The 22,021-nt window shown below is 67.4% G+C and carries 2 protein-coding genes; both read left to right on the plus strand.

Going from position 1 to position 22,021, the window contains the following annotated elements:
* On the plus strand, positions 1–21,730 hold a 21,730-nt coding region (locus tag ACZY08_RS29625; RefSeq protein ID WP_463748165.1), incomplete at its 5' end, for a non-ribosomal peptide synthase/polyketide synthase.
* A 29-nt stretch (positions 21,731–21,759) separates the two neighbouring features.
* On the plus strand, positions 21,760–22,021 hold a 262-nt coding region (locus ACZY08_RS29630), incomplete at its 3' end, for an AMP-binding protein (protein WP_463748166.1).

Raw genomic sequence — 22,021 nt, forward strand, 5'->3', positions numbered from 1 at the left:
TTTGGCGGGTGTCGAGCAGGCGGTGGTGATTGCCCGGGAGGACCGTCCCGGTGACAAGCGCCTGGTCGGCTACATCATCGGGGCCGCCGTTCCGACTGCGGCACGTGCGATGCTGGCCGAGCGGTTGCCGTCTTACATGGTGCCCACGGCGGTCGTCGCATTGGATGGGTTCCCGTTGACCGTCAACGGCAAGCTCGACAAGAAAGCACTGCCCGCACCCGAGTATCACGATGTCGATGACTACCGGGCTCCGTCGACACCCGTTGAAGAGACCCTGGCCGGCATCTACGCCCAGATCCTCGGATTGGACTGCGTCGGTGTCGACGCGTCGTTCTTCGAGTTGGGCGGAGACAGCATCCTGTCGATGCAGGTGGCCTCACGCGCCCGCGCGGCAGGCCTGGTGTGCCGCCCCCGGGACATTTTCGTCCAGCAGACCGTGGCCCGCCTGGCTCAGGTGGTCGAGACGACCGGTGCGGCGGCCGGGCCGGCCGATGAGGGTCTGGGGCCGGTGGCAGCGACCCCGATCATGCACTGGCTGAAGGGTCTGGAGCGCTCCGACGGGCCGATCGACCAGTTCAACCAGACGGTGCTGCTGCAGGCGCCCACGACTGCCACCGAAGTTGATGTCGTAAACCTGTTGCAGGTATTGCTCGATCGACACGGGATGCTCCGGTTGCGTGCCGAGGACGACGGTGCCGGCGGATGGTCATTGACGGTGCCCGAGGCGGGCGCGGTCGACGCGGCCGGATGCCTGCACACCGTGGATGTGCTGTCCGATGAAGCACTGGTGGCGGCACGGGCACGGTTGAACCCGGCCACCGGGGTGATGCTGAGCGCACTGTGGGTGACTTCGACGCATCAGCTGGCGTTGATCGTTCACCACCTGGCCGTGGACGGCGTGTCGTGGCGAATTGTGTTGGAGGACCTCAACATCGCCTGGACCCAACAGCTCGGCGGGCAACCGCTGTCGCTGCCGGATACCGGCACGTCATTCGGCCGATGGGCCGATCTGCTGACTCACGTTGCGGGATACTCGGGCGTCAGGGAACAGGCGCAGCTGTGGCGGCAGATTGCCGAGACCCCGGCAACGTTGCCCGCACCCCAACCGGAGGTCGATACCTATGCGACCGCCGGGCAGCTGTCGATGCTGCTGGACGCCGAGACCACTCGGATGCTGCTCGGCGAAGTGCCTGCCGCGTTTCACGCTGGGGTACACGACATCCTGTTGATTGCATTCGGTTTGGCGGTGGCTGAATTCTCGCGCGCCGGCGCCGCCCCGATCGCCATCGATGTCGAGGGGCACGGCCGCCACGAGGACATCGCCACTGACATCGACCTGTCCCGCACGGTCGGGTGGTTCACCACGAAATACCCGGTGGCCCTGAGCTTCGCTGCTGGTCTGTCCTGGGACCAGGTGCTCGCCGGTGACGCCGCGCTCGGCGCCGCGCTCAAAGAGGCCAAAGAGCAGCTTCGGGCCCTGCCAGACGGCCTCACCTACGGCCTGCTGCGTTACCTGAACCCCGAAGTGGATCTGGCGGGACCTGACCCGGCCGTCGCGTTCAACTATCTGGGCCGCCTGGGTGCGACCGCGGACGATGCGTCCGCCGATGTCTGGCAGCTCTGCGCCGACGGCTTCACGTTGACGAGCATTGCCGGCGCGGTGCCCACCTCCCTCGGGCACACCGTGGAGCTCAACGCGGCCACCATCGACACCGACACCGGCGCGCAACTGAATGCCGATTGGACGTGGGCGCTTTCGGCGCTCGACGACGAGCTGGTCAGCCGATTGGGCCAGATGTGGTTCGAGGCCCTGGCCGGCATCTGCGAGCACGTCCGGCGCGGTGGTGGCGGACTGACTCCGTCCGACCTTGCGCCCGCCGAGCTGAGCCAGCGGCAGATCGACGAGCTGAGCCGGCAGTACCGCGTCGCGGACGTGTTGCCGCTGACTCCGTTGCAGCAAGGACTGCTCTACCACGCGAGCAGCGCACAAGGCTCAGACGACGTCTACGCGATGCAGCTCGACATCGCGTTGCGTGGGCCACTCGATCAGAATCGGCTGCGGGATGCGGTCCAGATGGTCGCCGCGCGCCATCCGCATCTGGCGGCCCGGTTCTGCGAAGAGTTCGAGCAACCGGTGCAGGTCGTTCCCGTTGATCCGGTGGTGCCGTGGCGATCTGTAGAATTGGACGCCAACCACATTGAGATTCGGAACCAGATTCAGGAGATCTGTGCCGCCGAACGCGCCGCGGTCTGTGACCTCCGGAACGAGCCGGCTTTCCGTGGCGCGCTCATCCGTGTCGGAGACGACGAGCACCGATTCATCCTGACCGCGCATCACATCGTGCTCGACGGCTGGTCGATGCCGATCTTGTTGCGGGAGATCTTCGCAAGCCTCGCTGCGCAACGGCTGCCTGCGGCCCCGTCGTACCGCAACTTCGTCACCTGGCTCGGCGAACGGGATCGCGACGGCGCCCACGCGGCGTGGCGGGAAAGGCTGAGCGGCTTCGACACTCCCACGCTGGTCGGCCCAGCCGTCCGAGAGCGTCTGGGAGAACGAGGCATTGAGTCATTCCGGCTGTCCGAAGAGATCACCCGGGCACTCGGCGACCTGGCGCGGTCGCATCAAACCACCGCCAACGTGGTGTTGCAGGGCGCCTGGGCGCTGCTGCTCAGCTCGCTGACCGGCCAGCATGATGTCGCATTCGGCACGACGGTCTCGGGGCGTCCGGCCGAGGTCCTCGGCGCGGATTCGATGGTGGGCCTGCTGATCAACACGGTGCCGGTGCGGGCCACCTTCACGCCGGCAACCACCACCGCGGACCTGTTGGCTCAGCTGCAAGGCGCCCACAACGACACGCTCGAGCACCAACACGTGGCGCTCAGCGACATTCACCGCATCAGCGGCCAGGACAAGCTGTTCGACACCCTCCTGGTCTTCGAGAACTATCCGATCGACACCACCGCGCCGCTGGGCGTCGACGGATTGACCGTCGCCCAGTTCGATTTCCGCGAGTCGAACCACTACCCGCTGGCGGTGCAGGTGCTGCCCGGCCGCGAGATGAGCCTGCGCGTCGAATACGACACCGATGTCTTCGACCTCGGCACGGTCGAGGCGTTCGTCGAGCGGCTGACGACGGTTTTGGCGTCGATGACGGCCGATCCGCGCCGGGCTTTGTCGTCGGTCGACTTGCTCGACGAGGCTGCGCGGTCCTGCCTGGACGAGTGGAGCAACCTGTCGGCGTTGGCTGAACCGGCCACTGCGCAGTCGATTCCGTCTCTGTTCGCCGCGCAGGTTGGGCGTACACCCGACGCGGTGGCGGTCACCTTCGACGGCCGGTCGATGACCTACCGGGAACTCGATGACGCTGCCAACCGGCTTGCGCACCTGTTGTCCGATCGCGGCGCAGGCCCGGGCGAGGTTGTGGCGCTGCTGTTTTCCAGATCGGCCGACGCCATCGTGGCGATCCTGGCAGTCCTGAAAACCGGGGCAGCCTACGTCCCGGTGGACCCGTCCCTGCCGCTCGCACGCATCGTGTTCATGGTGGCCGACGCCGCGCCGATTATCGCGGTCACCACATCCGACCGGCGGTCCCGCCTGGACGGGTGCGGCGTTCCCGTCGTCGACGTCAACGACCCGGCGGTGGCCGGCCGACCCTGCACCCCACCCTCGGGCCCGGCACCCGATGACATCGCCTACATCATCTACACCTCGGGCACGACCGGCGTCCCGAAAGGCGTTGCCATCCCGCACCGGAACGTGCCCGGACTGTTCGGCTTGTTCGACACCAACGTGTCGTCGGGGCCGGGTCAAGTGTGGACGCAGTGGCACTCGTACAGCTTCGACGTGTCGGTGTGGGAGATCTTCGGTGCACTGCTACATGGTTCGCGTCTGCTGGTGGTGCCCGAACAGGTCGCCGAATCACCCGATGCGTTCCATGAGCTGCTGGTCGCCGAGCGCGTCACCGTGTTGAGCCAAACTCCTTCGGCGGCGGGCATGATCTCGCCGCAGGGTCTGGATGCAGCGGCGTTGGTGGTGGCCGGTGAGGCCTGTCCGCCTGAACTGGTAGAGCGCTGGGCCCCAGGGCGAGTGATGCTCAACGCCTACGGTCCCACCGAGGCGACGGTGTACGCGTCGATCAGCGCACCGCTGACGCCGGGGCCGGTGGTTCCCATCGGCAAGCCCGTGGCCGGGGGAGCGTTGCTCATCTTGGACGCCTGGCTGCGTCCGGTGCCGCCCGGGGTGGTCGGCGAGCTGTACATCGCCGGACGCGGTGTGGGCGTTGGTTATTGGCGTCGCGCGGGTTTGACGTCGTCGCGGTTTGTGGCCTGCCCGTTCGGGAGCGCGGGGACCGCCCCGGGCCAAACGATGTATCGCACCGGCGATCTGGTGCGGTGGGGCGACGACGGTCAACTGCAGTACCTCGGGCGCGCCGACGAGCAGGTCAAGATTCGTGGGTACCGCATCGAACTCGGGGAAGTGCAGGCCGCTCTGGCCGCTCTCGACGGAGTGGCACAGGCGGTGGTGATCGCCCGCGAGGACGACGCCGGCCCCGTGCGCCTGGTCGGCTACATCACCGGCCCCGCCGACCCGGGCCAGATCCGAATCCAGGTCGCCGAGCGGCTCCCGAGCTACATGGTGCCGGCCGCGGTGGTGGCGATCGATGCGGTGCCGCTGACAGTCAACGGCAAGCTCGACAGACGCGCCCTTCCGGTACCGGACTACACCGGCACCGATCGCTATCGGGCACCGTCCAACCCCATCGAGGAGATCCTGGCCGACGTCTATGCCCGTGTGCTGGGCTTGGATCGGGTAGGTGTCGACGATTCGTTCTTCGATCTGGGCGGAGACTCACTGTCTGCGATGCGCCTGGTCGCCGCGATCAACAGAACGCTGAAGGCCGGCATCGCGGTGCGCTCGTTGTTCGATGCGCCCACGGTTGCCCAACTGGCCTCCCACATCGGCGGGGACGAGGCCCAGTTGGAGCCGTTGGTGGCCGGTGAGCGGCCCGCGGTGGTTCCGTTGTCGTTCGCCCAGTCGCGGTTGTGGTTCCTGGATCAATTGCAGGGTCCGTCAGCGGTTTACAACATGACGGCCGCCTTCCGGCTCAGCGGCGCACTGGATGTCGAGGCGTTGCGCGCCGCACTTGCCGACGTGGTGGACCGCCACGAGAGCTTGCGGACGTTGTTCGCCGCGCCCGACGGCATTCCCCGCCAGGTGGTGGTGGCCCCCGGACAGGCCGAATTCGGCTGGGATGTGGTCGATGCCACCGATTGGACGGCGGCGCGTGTACAGGCGGCGATCGAATCCGCATCGCGGCACGCGTTCGACCTGTCCACCGAGATCCCTTTGCGGGCCCAGCTGTTCCGCCTGTCCGAGGACGAGCACGTGCTGGCCGCGGTGGTGCACCACATCGCCGCCGACGGTTGGTCGGTCACCCCTCTGGTGGCCGATCTGGGGGCGGCCTACACGAGTCGGTGCGTTGGGCAGGCACCCGGGTGGGCCGACCTGGCGGTGCAGTACGCCGATTTCACGTTGTGGCAGCGTGCCCAGTTCGGTGACCTTCAGGACGGGCACAGCCGGATCGCGGGGCAGTTGGCCTACTGGCAGAGTGTTCTGGCCGGGATGCCCGAGCGTGTCGCGCTACCCACCGATCGGCCCTACCCGTTGATGTCCGATCAGCGGGGCTCGACGATGGCGGTGGACTGGCCGGTCGAGTTGCAGCAGCAGGTGGCCCGGTTCGCGCGCGAGCACAATGCGACCAGTTTCATGGTGGTCCAAGCGGCGCTGTTGACGCTGCTGTCGAAGCTGAGCGCGAGTTCGGATGTGGCGGTGGGCTTCCCGATCGCCGGGCGCCGTGATCCGGCGTTGGACGAACTGGTCGGCTTCTTCGTCAACACCTTGGTCCTGCGGGTCGACCTCGCGGGTGATCCGACCGTCGGCGAAGTCCTGGCTCAGGTGCGCGCGCGCAGTCTGGCCGCGTTCGACCACCAGGATGTGCCGTTCGAGGTGCTCGTGGAACGGCTCAACCCGACTCGGTCCCTGGCCCACCACCCGTTGATCCAGGTGGCGCTCGCGTGGCAGAACATCGCCGGGCACGACATCAACGATTCCGCCGCCGGGATGGGGTTGGGCGATCTACAGGTTGCCCAGCTGCCGGTGGACACCCACACCGCACGAATGGATTTGAATTTCTCGCTCGCTGACCGCCGGACCGAGGCCGGCGAACCGGCCGGCATCGGCGGGACGGTGGAATTCCGCACCGACGTGTTCGACACCGACACCATCGCAACACTGGTCGCCCGCCTGCAGCGGGTCCTCACCGCGATGACTGCCGACCCGGCGGCGCGGCTGTCGTCGGTGGACCTGCTCGCTACCGATGACCATGCGCACCTGGCGGCGATCGGCAATCAGGCCACGCTGAACCGTCAGGCACCCAGGGCCGTGTCGGTTCCGGCGTTGTTCGCCGAACACGTGACGCGTATGCCCGCGGCCGTGGCGGTCACCTGTGGTGAGCGTTCGTGGACCTACCGGGAACTCGATGAGTCCGCGAACCTGTTGGCGCACTCGCTGATCGGTCAGGGTGCCGCGCCCGGCCAGTGTGTCGCGCTGCTGTTCAACCGATCGGCCGAGGCGATCGTGTCGATCCTCGCAATCCTCAAAACCGGTGCGGCGTATCTGCCGATCGATCCGTCGGTGCCCGATACGCGGCTGGATTTCGTGCTGGACGACGCCAGGCCGGTGGCCGCCGTCACCACTGCCGATCTGATCGACCGGCTGCAGGGGCGCGGCATCGCCGTCATCGACGCCGGCGCGACCGACGAACCCGCGACGGGCCATCAGTCGAGCAGTGCACTGCCGACGCCGGACGCAGACGACATCGCCTACTTGATCTACACCTCAGGCACCACCGGGGTGCCCAAGGGTGTTGCCGTCACTCACCACAACGTGACGCAACTACTCGAGACACTCGATGCCGGGCTGCCACACCCCGGCGTATGGCCGCAGTGCCATTCGCTGGCCTTCGACGTCTCGGTATGGGAGATCTTCGGCGCCCTGCTTCGGGGTGGGCGGGTGCTGGTGGTACCCGAGGAGATCACGGTCTCGCCGGAAGACTTCCACGCCTTGCTCGTCCGCGAACACGTCGACGTGCTCACCCAGACACCCTCGGCGGTACGGGTGTTGCCGACCGAGGGCTTGGAGTCGGCGGCGCTGGTCGTGGTCGGTGAAGCCTGCCCACCCGAGGTGGTGCAGCAGTGGGCTCCCGGGCGGGTGATGATCAACGCCTACGGTCCCACTGAGACGACAATGTGCGTGGCGATCAGTGAGCCTCTCGAACCTGGCCGCGGAGTGCCGATCGGCTCGCCGGTTCCCGGAGCCGCGCTGTTCGTCCTCGACCAGTCGTTGCGTCCGGTGCCGGCCGGTGTCGTCGGTGAGCTGTACGTGGCAGGCGCGGGCCTTGGATACGGCTATGTCGGCCGCACCGGGTTGACCGCCTCGCGGTTTGTCGCCTGTCCGTTCGGCGGTTCCGGAGCCCGCATGTACCGCACCGGAGACCTGGTGTGCTGGCGGCCCGATGGTCAGCTGGAATACCTGGGCCGCGCTGACGAGCAGGTCAAGATCCGTGGCTACCGCATCGAACTCGGTGAGGTTCAGGCCGCTTTGGCCGGGCTCGACGGTGTCGAGCAGGCGGTCGTGATCGCCCGTGAGGACCGTCCCGGCGACAAGAGGCTGGTCGGCTACCTCACCGGCACCGCGGATCCCGCCGGGATCCGGGCCCAGATGGCCGAGCGACTTCCGGCCTACATGGTGCCCGCCGCGGTGGTGGCGCTGGATGCACTGCCGTTGACGGTGAACGGAAAACTCGACACCCGAGCACTTCCCGCACCCGATTACCGCCAAAGCTCCAGGGATGGGGAGCGTTACCGGGCCCCGGCAGACATGGTCGAAGAGGTTCTGGCCGGCATCTACGCCCAGGTTCTCGGTCTGGAGCGGGTCGGAGTCGACGACTCGTTCTTCGACCTCGGCGGCGACAGCATCCTGTCGATGCAGGTGGTCGCCCGGGCCCGCGCCGCCGGCCTGGTGTGCCGCCCGCGTGATGTCTTCGTCGAGCAGACGGTGGCCAGGCTGGCTCAGGTAACCAGAGCGGCCGCCGGATCACACGGCCCGCTCGACGAAGGCGTCGGACCGGTACTGGCCACCCCGATCGTTCGGTGGCTGCAGGATGTCGAAGGCCCGGTCGACCAGTTCAACCAGACGTTGCTGGTGCAGGCTCCCGGTGGTGTGGCCGAAGCCGACGTCGTAACCCTGTTGCAGGCCTTGCTGGATCGGCACGCCATGTTGCGGCTGCGCGCCGCAGAAGAGGGTGCCGACGAGTGGTCGTTCACAGCAGCCGAACCGGGTTCGGTCGTCGCAGGTGAGTGCGTGCAAACGGTGGAGACACTGACCGACGACGCACTCGTGGCGGCACGGGCGCGCTTGAACCCGACCGCCGGGGTGATGCTGAGCGCGCTGTGGGTGTCCTCGACGACCCAGCTGGTACTGGTGGCTCACCACCTGGTGGTCGACGGGGTGTCGTGGCGAATCATCCTGGAAGACCTCAACTTCGCCTGGGCACAGCATCGCAACGGACAGGCGGTCGTGCTGCCGCCCGCCGGCACGTCATTCGCACGGTGGGCCGAACTGCTGAACTCTTACGCGAGCCACCCGGACGTTGTGGCCCAGGCGCAGCAGTGGCGGCGCATCGCGGCAGCACCCGCGGCGTTGCCCGCGATGCGCGCCGAAGTGGACACCTACGAAACCGCCGGCCAGTTGCCGGTGTCGCTGGACGGCGAGACCACCCGCATGTTGCTCGGCGCGGTACCGACGGCGTTCCACGCCGGGGTACACGACATTCTGTTGATTGCGTTCGGGCTTGCGCTGGCTGAATTCGCCGGCGCCGGTGGCGGTCCGATTGCCATCGACGTCGAGGGTCACGGGCGGCACGAGGACATCGCCGCTGACATCGACCTGTCCCGCACGGTCGGGTGGTTCACCACGAAATACCCGGTGGCCCTGAACTTCGCCGGTGGTCTGTCGTGGGCCCAGGTGGTCTCCGGAGACACGGCGTTGGGCGTTGCGGTCAAGAACGCCAAGGAGCAGCTTCGGGCTCTGCCGGATCCACTGACCTACGGACTTCTGCGCTACCTGAATCCCGACGTCGATCTCGAGACGGCTGACCCGACAGCCGGATTCAACTATCTGGGTCGCCTCGGTGGGGGATCCGCCGAGGCGACCGATGGGCTGTGGAAGATATCGGCCGAAGGCCTGTCGGCGACCGGTGTGACTGCGGCGATACCGATGCCGTTGACCCACGCCGTGGCCCTCAACGCCGGCACCGTCGACACCGATACCGGCCCGCATCTGCAAGCCAACTGGACCTGGGCGCTCTCGGCCCTCGACGAAGCCCAAGTCGGCCGCCTCAGCCAACTGTGGCTGGACGCGCTGACCGGCATCTGCGAGCACGTGCGAAATGGCGGAGGCGGTTTGACGCCATCGGACATCGCACCTGCCCGGCTCGGCCAGCGCGAGATCGACGAGTTGGCCCGGCAGTACCGGATCGCGGACATCTTGCCGCTGACCGCGCTGCAGCAGGGGCTTGTCTTTCACAGCAGCACCGCAGAGGGACCCGACGACGATCTGTATGTCGTACAACTGGACATCACCGTCGCCGGCGCGCTCAATGAGCACCGGCTGCGCGATGCGGTACAGGCAGTGGCCAACCGCCATCCACACCTTGCGGCCCGGTTCTGCGAGCAGTTCGACGAGCCGGTGCAGATCATTCCGGCCGATCCCAGTGCGGGTTGGCGGTATGTCGAATTGGGCGCGGCGGCAACCGAGGAGCAGATTCAACAGGTCTGCGCCGAGGAACGTGCCGCGGTCTGCGACCTTGCCCACCCGCCGGCCTTCCGGGTGGCGGTGATCCGCACCGGACTCAACCGCCACCGGGTCGTGCTGACCAATCACCACATCGTGCTCGACGGGTGGTCGCTGCCAATCCTGTTGCAGGAGATCTTCGCCGGCTACCAGGGACTTCGGCTGCCGGCCGCCACGCCGTTCCGCAGTTTCATCGAGTGGCTGGCCGATCGCGATGTCGCCGCCGCGCACGCGGCTTGGCGCGAGGTGCTGGCCGGCTTCGACACCCCCACCTTGGTCGGCCCGTCGCAGAAGTCCGGGCTGGGACGCCGTGGCGTGCGGGCGCATCGGCTGTCCGAACAGACCACGCGGGCGCTCACTGACCTGGCACGCTCACACCACACCACCGTCAACATCGTGCTGCAGGGCGCGTGGGCGTTGCTGTTGAACTCCCTGACCGGTCAGCGTGACATCGCCTTCGGCACGGTTGTCTCGGGGCGACCGGCCGAGGTGGCCGGCGCGGAATCGATGGTTGGCCTGCTGATCAACACGGTGCCGGTACGGGCGGACATCACCGCGGCGACCACCACCACCGACCTTCTCGACCATCTGCAAACAGCGCAGACCAGAACGCTTGAGCACCAATATCTCTCGCTCAGCGAGATCCATCGCATCACCGACCACGATCGATTGTTCGACACGCTGTTCGTGTTCGAGAACTACCCGGTGGACACCAGCGCCCTGTCCGGCGTGGACGACGGGCTGGAGATCACCGAATTCACCAGTCACGAATCCACCGACTACCCGCTGACGATGCAGGCCATACCCGGCGACGAACTCCGGCTGCGTCTCGAGTACGACACCGATGTTTTCGACCCGGCCGACATCGAAACTCTCACCAAGCGGATAGAAGCGGTCCTGGAGGCGATGACCGCTGCTCCAGGACGCCAATTGTCGGCGCTGGACCTGCTCGACGAGGTCGAGGGGGCGTGCCTGGCACGGTGGGGCAATCGGGCAGTGCTGTCCAACCTGGCGCAGCCTGCCTCGATACCCGAGTTGTTCGCAGCGCAGGTCGCACGTGCGCCGGAGACGGTGGCGCTGGTCTGCGGGGACCAATCCATGACCTACCGCGAACTCGACGAGGCCGCGAATCGGTTGGCACACCTGCTCGTCAGCCAGGGGGTGGGCCCCGGCGAACGGGTGGCGTTGATGTTCCCCCGGTCGGCCGAGGCGATCGTGTCGATCTTGGCTGTGCTCAAGGCCGGCGCCGCCTATCTGCCGATTGATCCGGCGTTGCCGGCGGCCCGGGTCGAGTTCATGCTGACCGACGCCGCTCCTATCGCCGCGGTCACCACCACGGCACTGATCCACCGGTTCGACGGACTGATGGTCTTCGACGGCAGCAATATCGGCGACTCCGCCGTAACGGCCCAGCCCAGCACGGCTTTGACGCCGCCGGCTCCGGACGACATGGCCCACATCATCTACACCTCGGGCACCACCGGGCAGCCCAAGGGAGTCGCGGTCACCCAGCGCAACGTGGCGCAGTTGTTCGACTCGCTGCAGATCGGCGTGCCGCTGGAGCCGGGACAGGTGTGGACGCAGTTCCACTCGTATGCGTTCGACTTCTCGGTGTGGGAGATCTGGGGTGCCCTGCTGCACGGCGGGCGACTGGTGGTCGTGCCCGATTCGGTGACCCGCTCACCGGAGGACTTCCACGCCCTGCTGATGCGTGAACAGGTCACGGTGCTGACGCAGACCCCGTCGGCGGTTAGTGTGCTGCCGGTACAAGGCCTGGAACGCACAGCGTTGGTGATCGGGGCCGAACCCTGTCCGCCGGCATTGGTGGATCGCTGGGCACCGGGACGCGTGATGGTCAACGTCTACGGTCCGACCGAGACCACGATGTGGTTGTGTGCCAGTACGCCTTTGGCGGCCGGTTCGGGGGCACCGCCGATCGGCTCGCCCACGGCGTGGGCGGCGTTCTTCGTACTGGACGAGTGGCTGCGCCCGGTGCCGGCAGGTGTGGTCGGCGAGTTGTACCTATCGGGTGCCGGTGTCGGCGTGGGGTATTGGCGTCGCACGGGATTGACCGCGTCGCGGTTCATGGCGTGTCCGTTCGGAGAGCCCGGGTCGCGCATGTACCGCACCGGCGATCTGGTGCGCTGGCGCGCCGACGGACAGTTGGACTACCTCGGCCGCGCCGACGAACAGGTCAAGATCCGCGGGTACCGCATCGAACTCGGCGAAATCCAGTCTGCGCTGGCCGCACTCGGGGGAGTGGACCAGGCGGCGGTGATCGCCCGCGAGGACACGCCCGGCGACAAGCGACTGGTGGGCTACATCACCGGGACCGCCGATCCGCTCGAAGCGCGCGCCGCGCTGGCCGAACGGCTGCCGGGCTACATGGTTCCCGCCTCGGTGGTCGCTTTGGCGGCGCTCCCGGTGACGGTGAACGGCAAACTCGACACCCGGGCGCTGCCGGCACCGGACTTTCAGGACACCGGTCATTACCGCGCGCCGGCCGGCCCCGATGAGGAGATCCTGGCCGGAATCTTCGCCCGCGTACTCGGTGTGGAGCGGGTGGGCGCCGACGACTCGTTCTTCGACCTGGGTGGCGATTCCGTCTCGACGATGCGCCTGGTCTCGGCGATCAATGCCGGCCTGGGCACCGAGCTTTCGGTCCGAACGGTGTTCGAAGCGCCCACGGTCGCCGAACTGGCGGCGTGCGTCAGTGAACGAGCAGGGGGGCTGCAGCCGCTGGTGGCCGGTGACCGCCCGGCGGTGATCCCACTGTCGTTCGCCCAGAACCGGTTGTGGTTCGTGGACCAGTTGCAGGGGCCGTCCCCGGTGTACAACATGCCGGTCGGTCTGCAACTGCACGGGCGCCTGGACGCCGACGCGTTGGGTGCGGCGCTCGGCGATGTGGTAGCTCGTCACGAGAGCCTGCGCACGGTGTTCGATGCACCGGATGGATCACCTCAGCAGGTTGTGACTTCCGCCGACACCGTCGACTTCGGTTGGGACGTCGTCGATGCGGGCGACTGGCCGGTCGGCGCCTTGGAAGAGGCCATCGGCGCCACGGTCCGGTACAGCTTCGACCTCGCTACCGAAATCCCCTTGCGGGCAAAGCTGTTCCGCGTCGCCGAGGACCAGCACGTATTCGTGGCGGTGGTGCACCACATCGCCGCAGACGGCTGGTCGCTCACCCCGCTGGTGCGCGATCTGAGCGTGGCATACGCCTGCCGGAGCGCAGGACAGGCACCCGATTGGGAGCCCCTGGCGGTGCAGTACGTCGACTACACGTTGTGGCAGCGCGCGCAGCTCGGTGATCTCGAGGACACCGCCAGTCCGATCGCCGCACAATTGGCCTACTGGGAAGAGGCGCTGGCGGGCCTCCCCGAACACCTGACGCTTCCGACCGACCGTCCGTACCCGCCGGTTGCCGACCAGCGCGGATCCACGCTGGCGGTGGACTGGCCTGTCGAGTTGCAGCAGCGAGTGAACGAGGTGGCCGGCGAGCACAGCGCGACCAACTTCATGGTGATGCAGGCCGCCCTCGCCGTATTGTTGTCCAAGCTGGGCGCGAGTTCCGATGTCGCCGTAGGCTTCCCGATCGCCGGACGCGGCAACGCAGCTCTTGATGAGCTGGTGGGCTTCTTCGTCAACAACCTGGTGCTACGGGTGGATCTGGACGGGGATCCCACGGTGGCGGAGTTGCTGGCCCAGGTGCGGACACGCACCCTGGCCGCCTTCGAGAACCAGGACGTGCCGTTCGAAGTTCTGGTGGAGCGGCTCAATCCGACCCGGAACCTGACCCACCATCCCGTGGTGCAGGTGGCGCTGGCCTGGCAGAACCTTCCCTGGCAGGACACCGGTCCCGCGGATGGGCTGAGCCTGGGCGATCTGCAGGTGACGCCGCTTCCGGTGGACACCCAGACCTCGCGCATGGACCTGACATTCTCCCTCGGAGAACGCTGGACCTCCGACGGTGAGCCCGCGGGGATCGGCGGGGCGGTGGAATTCCGCACCGATGTGTTCGACGCGGCCAGCATCGAGGCACTCGTCGCCCGGTGGCAGCGCGTGCTGGCGGCGATGACCGCCGACCCGACCCAGCGGCTCTCGTCGCTCGACCTGCTCGATGCGACCGAGCACACCCGGCTCGACGGCTGGGGCAACCGGGCGGTGTTGACCACGCCAGAGCCGGACCGGGCAGCCGTGTCTGTCCCCGCGCTGTTCGCCCGACAGCTTGTCCGCGCGCCCGAGGCGGTGGCGATCACCGTCGACGGCCGCAGCATGACCTATCTGGAACTCGATGAGGCCGCAAACCGGTTGGCCCACAAGCTGACCGCCCACGGTGTCGGCCCGGGGGCGTGCGTCGCGTTGCTGGCGGAGCGCTCATCCGAAGCGGTTGCGGCCATGCTCGCAGTGCTCAAGACCGGGGCGGCATATCTGCCGATCGACCCGGTACTGCCCGATGCGCGGATCGAATTCATGCTCGCCGACGCCGCGCCGGCCGCCGTGATCATCACCGCCGGTCTGGCCGACCGGCTGGCCGGGTGCGACCTGCCGGTGATCGATGTCAATGACACCGATGCCGCGCGTCCGGACGTCGACCGGGTCGCGGACACGCGCCGTGCGGAGCCGGGACCGGACGATGTCGCGTACCTCATCTACACCTCCGGCACCACCGGTGTTCCCAAGGGCGTGGCGATCACGCACCGCAATGTGACCGAATTGCTGGGGACGCCGGGCACATTCCTCGCCGGACAGACGTGGACGCAGTGGCATTCTTATGCTTTCGACGCTTCGGTGGAGGAGATCTGGGGCGCGCTGCTGCACGGCGGGCGGTTGGTGGTGGTGCCCGAATCGGTGGCTCGGTCACCCGAGGACCTGCAGGTCCTGCTCGTTGCCGAGAAGGTCGACGTGTTGAGCCAGACTCCATCGGCGGTGGCGATGCTGTCACCCGAGCGCCTGGGCGGGGTGGCGTTGTTGGCGGCCGGCGAGGCATGCCCGGCCGACGTGGTGGACCGTTGGGCACCCGGTCGGGTGATGGTCAACGCCTACGGCCCGACCGAGACCACGATATGTGCCTCCAGGACAGCACCTTTGACAGCTGGGTCGGGGGCGCCGTCGATCGGTGCGCCGGTAGCGGGTGCGGCACTGTTCGTGCTGGACGGCTCGCTGCGGCGGGTGCCCCCCGGCGTGGTCGGCGAGCTGTACGTGGCCGGCCGCGGCGTGGGTCTGGGATATGTGGGCCGGGCGGACCTGACCGGCTCGCGTTTTGTCGCCTGTCCGTTCGGTGGTTCCGGAGCACGCATGTATCGCACCGGCGACCTGGTGTTCTGGGACGCCGAAGGTCAGTTGCGCTACGTGGGACGCGCCGATCAGCAAGTCAAGATCCGCGGGTATCGCATCGAGCTCGGCGAGGTTCAGGCCGTGCTGGCCGGGCTGGATGGTGTCGAGCAGGCGGCGGTGATCGCTCGGACGGACCGGCCAGACTCCTTGCGGCTGGTGGGCTACGTGACCGGAACAGCGGAGCCGGCCAAGCTGCGCGCCCAGCTGGCCGAGCAGTTGCCGGCCTACATGGTTCCGGCTGCCGTCGTGCAATTGGCGGCGTTGCCGTTGACCCCCAACGGAAAGCTGAACACCCGTGCTCTCCCGGCACCGGAGTATCAGGACATCGACCACTACCGCGCCCCGGCGACCCCCACCGAGGAGATCCTGGCCGAGATCTACGCCCGCGTGCTCGGCGTGGAGCGGGTCGGGGTCGACGACTCGTTCTTCGATCTCGGCGGAGACTCGTTGTCCGCGATGCGTCTGGTCGCCGCGATCAACGCCGCCCTGGACACCGGTCTTGCGGTGCGGGTGCTGTTCGAAGCACCCACAGTGGCACAACTGGCGCCCCGCATCGGCGGAGAATCGACTCGACTGGATCCGCTGACGGCCGGCGAGCGGCCCGCGGTGATTCCGTTGTCCTTCGCGCAGTCCCGGCTGTGGTTCCTGGACCAATTACAGGGCCCGTCACCGGTTTACAACATGGCCACTGCGCTGCGTATCAGTGGAGTGCTGGATGTCGACGCGTTGGGCGTGGCACTGGCCGACGTGGTGGCCCGCCACGAAAGCCTGCGTACCGTCTTCCCGGCGGTCGAGGGAATTCCGCGGCAGTCGGTGATAGCGGTCGAGGACGCGCAGTTCGGTTGGGACGTGATCGATGCGACCGGTTGGACAGCGGAGCGGTTGCAGGCGGCAATCGGCGAAGCGGCCCGACACACGTTCGACCTCTCGACCGAAATTCCGTTGCGGGCCAGGCTGTTCCGCCTTGCCGACGACGAACACGTGCTGGCGGCAGTGGTGCACCACATCGCTGCCGACGGCTGGTCGGTCACTCCGCTGGTGGCCGATCTCGGGGTGGCCTACGCCGGCCGAAGCGCCGGCCAAGCCCCGGCCTGGGAAAGTCTGGCCGTCCAATACGTCGATTACACGCTGTGGCAACGCGCACAGTTCGGCGCCTTCGACGACAGCCAGAGCCGGATCGCCTCGCAACTGGCCTATTGGCAGGTTGCGCTGGCCGGGATGCCCGAACGCGTGGCGTTGCCCACCGATCGGCCCTACCCGCCGGCAGCCGACCAGCGCGGCGCCACGATCGCCCTGTACTGGTCGGCCGAACTGCAACAGCAGATCGCCCGAGTGGCTCGCGAGCACAATGCCACCAGCTTCATGGTGCTGCAGGCCGCGCTCGGAGCTCTGCTTTCTAAACTCAGCGGAAGTTCCGACGTGGCAGTGGGTTTCCCGATCGCCGGACGCCGAGACCCCGCGCTGGATGAGCTGATCGGCTTCTTCGTGAACACCCTGGTGCTGCGAGTCGATCTGGCCGGCGACCCCACGGTGGCGGAGTTGCTCGCCCAGGTTCGGGCCCGCAGCCTGGCCGCCTACGAGCATCAGGACGTGCCGTTCGAAGTGCTCGTCGACCGGCTCAATCCGACGCGCTCCCTGACCCATCACCCGTTGGTTCAGGTGGCACTGGGGTGGCAGAACGTGCCCGGGCAGGTTGGCAACGCGTCCGGTTCCGGGCTTGCGCTGGGTGATCTGGAGGTCAGCCAGATGCCGGCGGACACCCACACCGCGCGGATGGATGTGAGCTTCTCGCTGGCTGAACGTCGAACTCCGGCCGGCGGGCCCGCCGGTATCGGCGGGACGGTCGAGTTCCGCACCGATGTGTTCGACGCGTCGACCATCGAAACGCTGATCGACCGGTTCGAGCAGGTGTTGGTCGCGATGACCACCGATCCCAATCGGAGCCTGTCCTCGATCGACCTGCTCGATGCCGCCGAACATGCCCGGCTCGACGTGATCGGCAACCGGGCCGCGTTGGCCGGGGCAGCACGCACACCGGTGTCGGTACCTGCCTTGTTCGCCACCCAGGTCGCCCGGGCTCCGGAGGCCGTCGCGGTGACCTCGGACGGCCGGCCACTGACGTACCGCGGGCTCGATGAGGCCGCAAACCGGTTGGCCCACCTGATGATCGGGTACGGTGCGGGTCCCGGGACCTGCGTGGCCCTGCTACTGGACCGCTCGGCGGACTCGATTGTCGCGATGCTGGCGGCGCTGAAGACCGGAGCGGCGTATCTGGCGATCGATCCTGCGCTGCCCGCAGCCCGGGTCGAGTTCATGCTGGCCGATGCCGCACCGGTCGTCGCGGTCACCATCGACGGTCTGGCTGACCGGCTCGCTGGTCATCGCCTGCAGGTCATCGACCTTCACGATCCTGCGGTGGCCGACCAGCCGGCCACGCCGCTTCCCAATCCGGCGCCCGACGACATCGCGTACCTGATCTACACCTCGGGCACCACCGGTCTGCCCAAGGGCGTGGCCGTCACCCATGACAACCTGACGCATCTGGCCCGATCCACGCCGGAGGAACTTCCGGCGAACCAGGTTTGGACGCAGTGTCATTCGTATGCCTTCGACTTCTCAGTATGGGAAATCTGGGCCGCGTTGCTGGGTGGGGCGCGCCTGGTGGTGGTACCCGAGTCGGTCGTGAGCTCGCCCGACGATTTCCATGCCCTCCTGCTCCGCGAGCAGGTCAACGTGCTCACCCAGACGCCGTCAGCCGCCGGGGCGTTGTCTCCGCAGGGGCTCGAGTCGGTCGCGTTGCTGCTCGGAGGTGAGGCCTGCCCCGGAGAGGTGGTTGATCGCTGGGCACCCGGGCGGGTGGTCATCAACGCCTACGGACCCACCGAGATCACCGTGTACGCGTCGATGAGCGCGCCTCTGAAAGCCGGATCGGGCGCCGCTCCCATCGGAGCGCCGGTCGCCACGTCGGCGCTGTTCGTCCTGGACGAGTGGCTACGCCCGGTGCCGCCCGGAGTGGTCGGTGAACTCTATGTGGCCGGTGACGGAGTGGCGTGCGGTTATCTCGGCCGGTCAGGTTTGACCGCAGCCCGTTTCGTGGCCTGCCCATTCGGCGAGCCGGGGGAGCCCGCGACCCGCATGTATCGCACCGGGGATCTCGTGAGCTGGCGTGCCGATGGACAGCTGCAGTACCTCGGTCGGGCCGATGACCAGGTCAAGATCCGCGGCTACCGCATCGAACTCGGCGAAGTTCAGGCTGCACTGGGTGGGCTGGACGGCGTGGGGCAGGCCGTGGTGATCGCCCGCGAGGACCATCCGGGTGTCAAGCGACTGGTCGGCTATGTCACCGAAGTGACACCCGGGTCGGTGGATCCGGCCGTGGCGCGAAATGCGTTGGCCGACCGATTGCCTCCGTACATGGTCCCGGCCGCACTCGTGGTGCTGGAGGCGTTGCCGTTGACGGTCAACGGCAAACTCGACACCCGTGCCTTGCCGGCGCCGGAATACCAGGACACCGATCAGTACCGCGCACCCGCGACCCCTGTCGAGGAGATCCTGGCCGGTATCTACGCCCAGGTTCTCGGACTGGAGCGGGTCGGGGTCGACGACTCGTTCTTCGACCTCGGCGGCGACAGCATCCTGTCCATGCAGGTGGTGGCCCAGGCCCGGGCGTGCGGCGTGATGTGCCGTCCGCGTGACATTTTCGTCGAACAGACTGTGGCCCGGCTGGCGCAAGTGGTCGGGGTGACCAGCGGTGACGACGGCCCGGTTGACGAGGGTGTCGGTCCGGTGGCGGCGACCCCGATCATGCGCTGGCTGGAACAGGTGAACCGCGCTTGCGGCGCGACCGACCAGTTCAACCAGACAGTGGTGATCCAAGCCCCGCCGGGAGCCACCGATTCCGACGCCGAGTTGGTCTTGAGCGCCCTGCTGGACCGGCACGCCATGCTGCGCCTGCGTGCAGAGGACGACGACGCCGGCAACTGGTCACTCCTGGTACCCGAGAAGGGTGTGGCACGAGCACATCTGAATTCGGTCGACGTGCTGTCGGATGAGGCGTTGGCGGCAGCCCGGTCTCAGCTGAACCCGGCGGTCGGGGACATGGTGAGTGCACTGTGGGTGGCATCTACCCGACAGCTGGTGTTGACCATTCATCACCTGGCCGTCGACGCGGTGTCATGGCGGATTCTGCTGGAAGACCTCAACATCGCCTGGGCCCAGCATTGTCAGGGGCAGCCGGTGGCGTTGCCGACGACGGGGACCTCCTTCGGACAGTGGGCCGCACTGCTCGGTGAGCACGCACGCTCCGCCGCGGTGGAGGATCAGGCCGACGGTTGGCAACGAGCGTTGGCGACTCCATCCGTCCTGCCGGCCGTGCAGCCCGACCTGGACACGTATGCCACCGCCGGCCACCTCACCGCGTCACTGGATGTCGAGACCACCCGGGCATTGCTCGGCGAGGTCCCGGCAGCGTTCCACGCTGGGGTGCAAGACATTTTGCTCATCGCCTACGGGCTGGCGTTGACACAGTTCCTTGGAGTCACCCTGCCGGTGGCCGTCGATGTCGAGGGCCACGGCCGTCAAGAGGAATTGGCAGAACTGGCTGGCAGCGTCGACCGAAACATCGACCTGTCCCGCACCGTGGGCTGGTTCACCACCAAGTACCCGGTGGTGCTGAACGTCGCAGGCGAAGTCGGACGTCGTCAGGCCGGGCTGAGTTGGTCTGAAGTGATGGCCGGCGGTCCGGTACTCGGCCGCGTGATCAAAGACGCCAAGGAACAACTGCGTGCCCTGCCCGACGGAATGACCTACGGACTGTTGCGATATCTCAATCCCGACGTCGATCTGTCGGGACCCGACCCGACCATCGGATTCAACTACCTCGGCAGGCTGGGCGCATCCGGCGCGGCGCAGCAGGCGGACATGACCGGCCTGTGGCAAGTCAGCGTCGACGGGGCAGCGGTCGGCGCGACCGCGGCGGCCATTCCGATGCCACTCGGACACACCGTGGAGGTCAACGCCAGTACAGCTGAAACTGAATCCGGTCCAAGTCTTTACGCGTCGTGGACCTGGGCTCCCTCGGCTCTGGACGAGACGCAGGTCGGCCGACTGAACCAGCTGTGGTTCGAAGCTCTCGCCGGTATCTGCGCACACGTCCGCGGTGGCGGTGGCGGTCTGACTCCGTCTGACATCGTCCCGGCCGATCTCACTCAGCCGCAGATCGACGAGCTCAGCCAGGACCACCAGCTTGCCGACGTGCTGCCCTTGACACCGCTGCAGCAGGGACTCCTGTTCCAGGCCAACGCAACCCACGGCAATGGCGACGATGTCTACGCCATGCAGCTCGACATCACGGTCACCGGCCCGCTGGATCCGCACCGGCTCGGTGAGGCGGTACGCGCGGTGGTCGGTCGCCACCCGAACCTGGCGGCTCGGTTCGACAAACGCTTCGGCGAACCGGTGCAGGTCATCCCGGCCGATCCCAACGTGCCCTGGCAGTACCTCGAAATGGCCACGGACACAGACGTGCAGCGGTTGTGTGCGGATGAACGCGCCGCAGTCTGCGATCTGGCGCACCAATCGGCGTTCCGTGCGGCACTGATCCGTACCGCCGACAGCGAGCACCGATTCGTCATGACCTATCACCACATCGTGCTCGACGGATGGTCACTGCCGATCCTGCTGCAAGAGATATTTGCCGGCTACTACGGACAGCGCCTGCCGGCGCCCGCCTCCTATCGCAGATTCGTGACGTGGATGGCCGAGCGGGACGTCGAGGCTGCCCACGCCGCGTGGCGTGACGTGCTGGCGGGTTTCGCCACGCCGACACTGGTTGCCCCGAACCGGACCAGCCCGGGGCGACGGGCCACCGAGACGTTCCGGTTGCCCGCCGACACCACCCAGGCCGTCAATGAGCTCGCTCGCGCGCAACACACCACCGCCAACACTGTGCTGCAAGCAGCCTGGGCGCAGGTGCTGATGTGGCTCACCGGCCAGCAGGACGTCGCGTTCGGCGTGGCGGTCTCGGGCCGATCGGCAGAAGTGGCAGGTGCGGATTCGATGGTCGGTCTGCTCATCAACACCGTGCCGGTTCGGGCCACCATCACGGCGGACACCACCATCGCCGGCCTGCTCGACGAACTGCAACGCCGCCACGGTGACACCCTCGACCATCAGCATCTGGCGCTCAGCGAGATCCACCGCGCCGTCGGTCACGAGCAGTTGTTCGACACCCTGTTCGTCTACCAGAACTATCCGGTGGAGACCGTCGCGGCATCGATGGCCGATGGCCTCGCCATCACGGAGGTCAATGGCCGCGAATACAACCACTATCCGCTGACCCTGCAAGCCATGCCTGGGACGGAACTGGTTCTCCGTGTCGAATTCGACACGGACGTGTTCACCGCCAAACGCGTGAACAAAGTCGTCGGGCGTTTCCAGCGGGTGCTGGAGGCCATGACCGGAGAGGCACAACAATCGTGACTGCCGACGCCAACCGGCGATTGTTGTCGATGGATCTGGACGACGACGATGAGCTCGAGGAGCTGGACGAGTGGGGTAACCGGGCGGCACTAGCTGCACCGGTTGGGACGTCACACTCAATTCCGGCGTTGTTCGCCGCGCAGGTGGTTCGCGATCCCGGCGCGGTGGCCGCTTCCTTCGACGGCAGCCACCTCACCTACGGCGAGCTTGATCAGGCTGCGAATCGGTTGGCGCACTTGCTTGTCGAGCTGGGTGTCGGTCCGGGTCGGCGGGTGGCGGTGCTTTTTCCGC

This window comes from Mycobacterium sp. IDUB_9 (assembly GCF_055419505.1).